Origin of the sequence: Mameliella sp. AT18 (assembly GCF_028807275.1) — a bacterium.
Taxonomy (GTDB): domain Bacteria; phylum Pseudomonadota; class Alphaproteobacteria; order Rhodobacterales; family Rhodobacteraceae; genus Antarctobacter; species Antarctobacter albus.
In genome coordinates, this window is record NZ_JARAMO010000169.1 from 1 (window position 1) to 5,300 (window position 5,300).

Consider the following 5,300-nt stretch of genomic DNA (forward strand, 5'->3'; position numbering starts at 1 on the left):
TCCAGCAGCAGCACCTCGGGCGACATGGCCAGCGCGCGGGCCACGTTCACCCGCTGGCGCATGCCCCCCGACAGTTCTGCCGGGCGGCGCGTCGCGGCATGGCTGAGGCCGACCATCTGGACGTAGTGGGCAACCTTGGCGGCCTTTTCGGCACGCGGCATTCCCGGGAAAACCGTGTCCACCGCCAGCCGTACATTGCCTTCGACCGTCAGCCAGGGCATCAGCGAGTAGTTCTGAAAGATCACCCCGCGTTCACGGCCCGGTCCCTTGATGGGTTTGCCCTGAAAGGAAACGCTGCCCTGCGTGGGCATTTCCAGCCCGGCCATCAGGTTGATCAGCGTGGTCTTGCCGGTGCCGGAAAAACCCAGGATCACCAGGAACTCGCCGTCCTGCACCTTGAGGTCGATGTCCTTGAGCACCGGCGTGACATGGGTGCCCTCGCCGAAACTCTTGGAGACATTGTTGAAATCGATCACTGCCATGTCGCTCACCGCTGGTTCGAGAAGGTGAAGAGGGACTGCAGGGCGAACATCACGCGATCCAGCAGGAAGCCGATGATGCCGATGGTGAAGACGGCGACCATGATCTTGGCCAGCGACTGGCTGGACCCGTTCTGGAACTCATCCCAGACGAATTTGCCCAGGCCGGGGTTCTGCGCCAGCATCTCTGCCGCGATCAGGACCATCCAGCCGACGCCGAGGCTTAGCCGCAGTCCGGTGAAGATCAGCGGCAGCGCCGAGGGCAGCACCAGCTTGGTAATCTTGGTGTATGTGTTCATCTTCAGGACCTTGGAGACGTTCACCAGGTCCTTGTCGATCGAGGCCACGCCCAGCGCGGTGTTGATGATCGTCGGCCAGATCGAACAGAGTGTGACGGTAATCGCCGAGATCAGGAAGGATTTGGCAAAGAGCCCGTCATTCGTGACGTAGACCGCCGAGACGATCATCGTGACGATGGGCAGCCAAGCCAGCGGAGAGACCGGTTTGAAGATCTGGATCAGCGGGTTCAGCGCGGCATTTGCGGTGGGCGAAAGCCCCGCCATGATGCCCAGCGGAATGGCCACGACCGTGCCGACGAAAAAGCCGAAAAAGACCGTCTTGATCGAGGTCCAGATCTGTTCGTAGTAGCTGGGCGCGCCGGTATAGGCGATGTCCTTGACCTTTTCCGGCTGGCCTGCGTCGATGAACTTCTGGTTGCGCTTGGCCACCATCGCCTCGAACTTTTCGCGCTTGGCGGCCTTGGCCCCGGCATCGGCGTGCAGGTTCACCGCCTCCTCCCAGACCGCGGCCGGGCCGGGCACGGCGCCCAGCGAGGTCTGTACCTGCGGCGCCAGCGTGCCCCAGAGCAGCAGGAACCCGGCTATGGCCAGCAAGGGGACACCCAGAAGGCGCCAAAGGTCCTTCAATTGCGCCCTTGGGTTGTCGCCTGCGGCGGCCTTGAGCGCGGGCGTGACCCAGCTCAGCCCCAGCACCTGGAACCATTTGTCGGCGGCGTTGATGCGGGTGAAGAGGCGGGCGCGCCGGGCCTCTCTGGCGGCGCTGTCGGAGAAATTCGGGTCGACGGTGGTCATGTCTTGCGGTCCTCGATCGGAGGGAGGGAGTGGGGGTCTGCGCCCGGAGCGCGCGTAACAGGGAGTGAAAGACGCGCCCCGGGCTAGGTCCAAAGCCCGGGCGTCAGCCCTTGACCTCGGTTCCGACGACGGTCTGATCGGCCTTCAGACCGATGGGCAGGCTGTCGAGATAGGCATTGGGCGTGCGGCCATCGTAGGGGATGCCGTCAATGATGTCGGAGGCCGGGGTCGGCGCCTTGTAACCATCGCTGTCCCAGGGAAAATCCGCCTCGTTCGCCAGCCCCTCGTCGACCAGAATGCGCGCGGCTTCCAGGTAGATGTCCGGACGATAGACCGACCGCGCGACCTCGTCGTACCAGCTGTCCGGCTTCGCTTCGGCGATCTGGCCCCAGCGGCGCATCTGGGTCAGGTACCAGACCGCGTCCGAGTAGAAGGGATAGGTGGCGTTGTAGCGGAAAAAGACGTTGAAGTCCGGAACGTCGCGCTTGTCGCCCTTCTCGTATTCGAAGGTGCCGGTCATCGAGTTGGCGATCACGTCATAATCGGCGCCGACGTATTCGGGCCGCGACAGGATCTCGACCGCGTCGGGACGGTTGGCGTTGTCGTTCTCGTCCAGCCACATGGCGGCACGGATCAGCGCCTTGGTCACGGCCAGCGTGGTGTTGGGGTATTCCTCGGCAAACTCGGCGGTGATGCCGAATACCTTTTCGGGGTTGTTCTTCCACAGCTCGTAGTCGGTGATGACCGGCACGCCGATGCCCTTGAACACCGCCTGCTGGTTCCAGGGCTCGCCCACGCAGTAACCGTAGATTGTGCCGGCCTCCAACGTGGCAGGCATCTGCGGTGGCGGCGTCACTGACAGCAGGACGTCAGCGCCGATCTGGCCGGTGATGTTTTCGGGGCTGTAGTAGCCAGGGTGCAGGCCGCCCGCAGCCAGCCAGTAGCGCAGCTCGTAGTTGTGTGTCGAAACCGGGAAGACCATGCCCATGTTGAAGGGCTTGCCTTCAGCCTTGTACTTTTCGACCACCGGCGCCAGCGCCTCGGCCGAGATCGGGTGGACGGGCTTGCCGTCTTCATGCGGAATGTTCGGCTTCATCTGGTCCCAGATCTCGTTCGAGACGGTGATGCCGTTACCGTTCAGGTCCATCGAGAAGGGGGTGATGATATGCGCCTCGGTGCCGAAGCCGATGGTCGCCGCCAACGGCTGACCGGCCAGCATGTGCGCACCATCCAGTTGCCCGCCGATCACGCCGTCCAGCAGCACCTTCCAGTTGGCCTGCGCCTCCAGCGTGACGAAGAGGCCCTCGTCGAGGAAATAGCCCTGTTCATAGGCCACGGCGAGCGGCGCCATGTCGGTCAGCTTGATGAAGCCGAAGGTCAGCTCGTCCTTTTCAAGCTCGAGCATCTGCGCCAGCGCGGGGCTGACAAGGGCGGTGGTGGCCGCGAGGCCGAGGAGGAAAGACTTCATGAGGTCGGTTCCTTTTCCAGGGGCCCGGGTCCTTCACGAAACGCCGGGCAAGACAAAAAGCCGCAAACACGCTTTGTCCGGTGACAGACAAAGAGTGAGCGGCGTTGCTCGGATGATCCCGGTCTATGGGAGGTATTTCGCGCGACGTACGCCATTGCACGTCGATGGGTTTATCCTGCGTCAGCGATCTGGGGCGCGGCAACGTTTTTCTGCTGCACTGCGGCGCCAGATTCGGAAATCACCCGAACTGGCACGCTGCACTGCCGCATAATTGTGCATCATATGCGGTCAGGGTCAAAAACGCGCCCATCAAAGAACGCATCTGGCGGCAGCAGCAGACCACCTTTCCGCGAGGCGACGGCGGTTTCCTCGCGAATCGCGCCTTCGAGTTTCTCGGACGCACCGGGCAGATCGGCCCCCGTGGAAGCCATCTGTGCGCGGTAGATATCGCTGCGAAAGACCTCTGCCGCCCGCGCGCGCGCCTGGGCCTCGTCCAGCCCCAGGCGCCCGGCAAGCCGATGCGCGATCCACTTGGCTTGGCTGCGCCAGGGAAAATTCGCAGCCCCTTCGTGGAAGGCGACGAAACCATCGACAAGGCGCTGTTCGGCATGGCTCGAAATCGTCAGCCGCCCGGAAAGGGCGCGATCGACCACCTCGGACGGCAGGTCGAGATAGGGTTTCTGAGCCAGGATCTCTGCCGCCGAGGTGCGGTGCCCCGGCGCATCCAGCCAGCGCCCCGCCCGCCAGACCGCGCGCATCAGCTTGCCCAGCAGGTGAGGTTCTGTCTCGGCCCAGTCGGTGCGCACGGCCAGCACCTTTTCCGGCGCAAAGGACCAGACCGCCTTGCCCGGCAGCAAGAGCGCCCCGGCCCCGGCCTCGACCGCTGCTGACCCCCAGGGCTCGCCCACGCAAAAGGCATCCACGTCCCCCTCGGCGAGGGCGCGCACCATGAGCGGCGGCGGCACGGTGCGCACCTCAAACCCCTTTTCGGCGAGGCCGGAGGACTCCAGCCAGTAGTGCAGCAGTTCGACGTGCATGGAGAAAGGGAAAGGCACGCCGAAGACAAGCGGCCGATCCGCAACGGCGACAAGGGCGCGGGCCGCGCCTGCCGCATCATGGAAATCGAACCCGTATCCCGAGGCGCGCAGCCGGTCCTCCAGTGCGCGGCTGACGCCGATCACGTTGCCATTGACCGACAGGACTGAGACCGCCGACACCGGCTGTGTCACCCCGCCCAGCCCCAGAGCCATCGCGACGGGCACAGGGGACAGCAACTGCGCCGCATCCACGCGGCCAAAGGCCAGCATGTCGCGCACCGACGACCACGAGGGCGCCGCGATCAGATCCAGCGCGATTCCTTCTTCACGGGCAAACCCCATCTCCTCGGCCACGATCAGTGGTGCCGCGTCAACCAGCGGCACAAATGCCGTGGGCAGCCTGACCATCTTCATGACAAGAGCCCCGATGCCGTGACCAGAGCCTCGGCCACGTCGGCCACGCGGCGCCCCTGGTCCATCGCGGCCTTGCGCAACAGGGCATAGGCCTCTTCCTCTTCGATGCCGCGCGCCTTCATCAGCAGACCCTTTGCGCGGTCGATAACCTTGCGTTCCTCCAGCGCACGGCGGGTCTCGGCCAGTTCCCGGCGCATCTGGCGCATCATCTGGAACCGGGCGATGGCCGCGTCCAGCACAGGTTTGAGCCGATCCGGCTGCATCCCGTCGACGACATAGGCCGACAGGCCCGCCTCGACCGCCTCTCGCGCCAGACCGCTTGCGGCACCCGAGACGAACATGGCAACAGGACGTTCCAGCGGGCCGGAGGCCAACGTCAGTTCCTCAAGCATGTCACGGGTCGGGTTGTCGATGTCGATCAGCACGACATCGGGGGCCAGAGCGCCGATCCGGCGCGCCAGGCTGGACGCATTGCCTATGACATGCACGTCATAAGGGCCCGAGGCGCGCAGCGCATCGACGATCGAGATCGCGCGCTCGCGGTCTTCCTCGACGACGACGATGGTGATCCGATCCGACATGAGGTCTTTTCACCACTGGCGCCGCGCGGGGCAAGCGCGGGCGCCCCCGGATGCCCGCCGACCCGGCATGACGCCCAAAAATTGGGCAACCTTTTGCGCTCATCCGAAAACGGCAAAGGGGCGGCGCAGATGCGCCGCCCCTTCGAGAGCAAAGCCATTGCGGCACCGAAAAACCTCAGGGGCGGGTCAGCCCTGGAACAGCGACAGCAGCGACTGCGGCGCCTGGTTGG

General features: G+C 64.6%; 5 protein-coding genes. All 5 read right to left on the minus strand.

What is annotated here, in order from left to right; translation table 11 throughout:
- Positions 1-482, minus strand: a 482-nt coding sequence (locus PVW46_RS15070) for an ABC transporter ATP-binding protein (RefSeq protein WP_274576450.1), incomplete at its 3' end; no start/stop codon positions are given.
- Positions 483-487: 5 nt separating this feature from the next.
- The gene (locus PVW46_RS15075) at positions 488-1,570 is read right to left on the minus strand and encodes an ABC transporter permease (protein WP_069210902.1); all 1,083 of its coding nucleotides are present in this window, start codon (positions 1,568-1,570) and stop codon (positions 488-490) included.
- A 103-nt stretch (positions 1,571-1,673) separates the two neighbouring features.
- Positions 1,674-3,038, minus strand: a complete 1,365-nt coding sequence (locus PVW46_RS15080) for a CmpA/NrtA family ABC transporter substrate-binding protein (protein ID WP_069210901.1) — start codon at positions 3,036-3,038, stop codon at positions 1,674-1,676.
- 278 nt (positions 3,039-3,316) lie between these two features.
- Complete coding sequence (locus tag PVW46_RS15085) at positions 3,317-4,489, minus strand: ABC transporter substrate-binding protein (RefSeq protein ID WP_069210900.1); 1,173 nt, start codon at positions 4,487-4,489, stop codon at positions 3,317-3,319.
- A complete protein-coding gene (locus PVW46_RS15090) occupies positions 4,486-5,070 on the minus strand; it encodes an ANTAR domain-containing response regulator (protein ID WP_043137215.1) in 585 nt (194 codons plus the stop codon). The genes PVW46_RS15085 and PVW46_RS15090 overlap by 4 nt, the downstream gene beginning before the upstream one ends.
- Positions 5,071-5,300 lie beyond the last annotated feature (230 nt).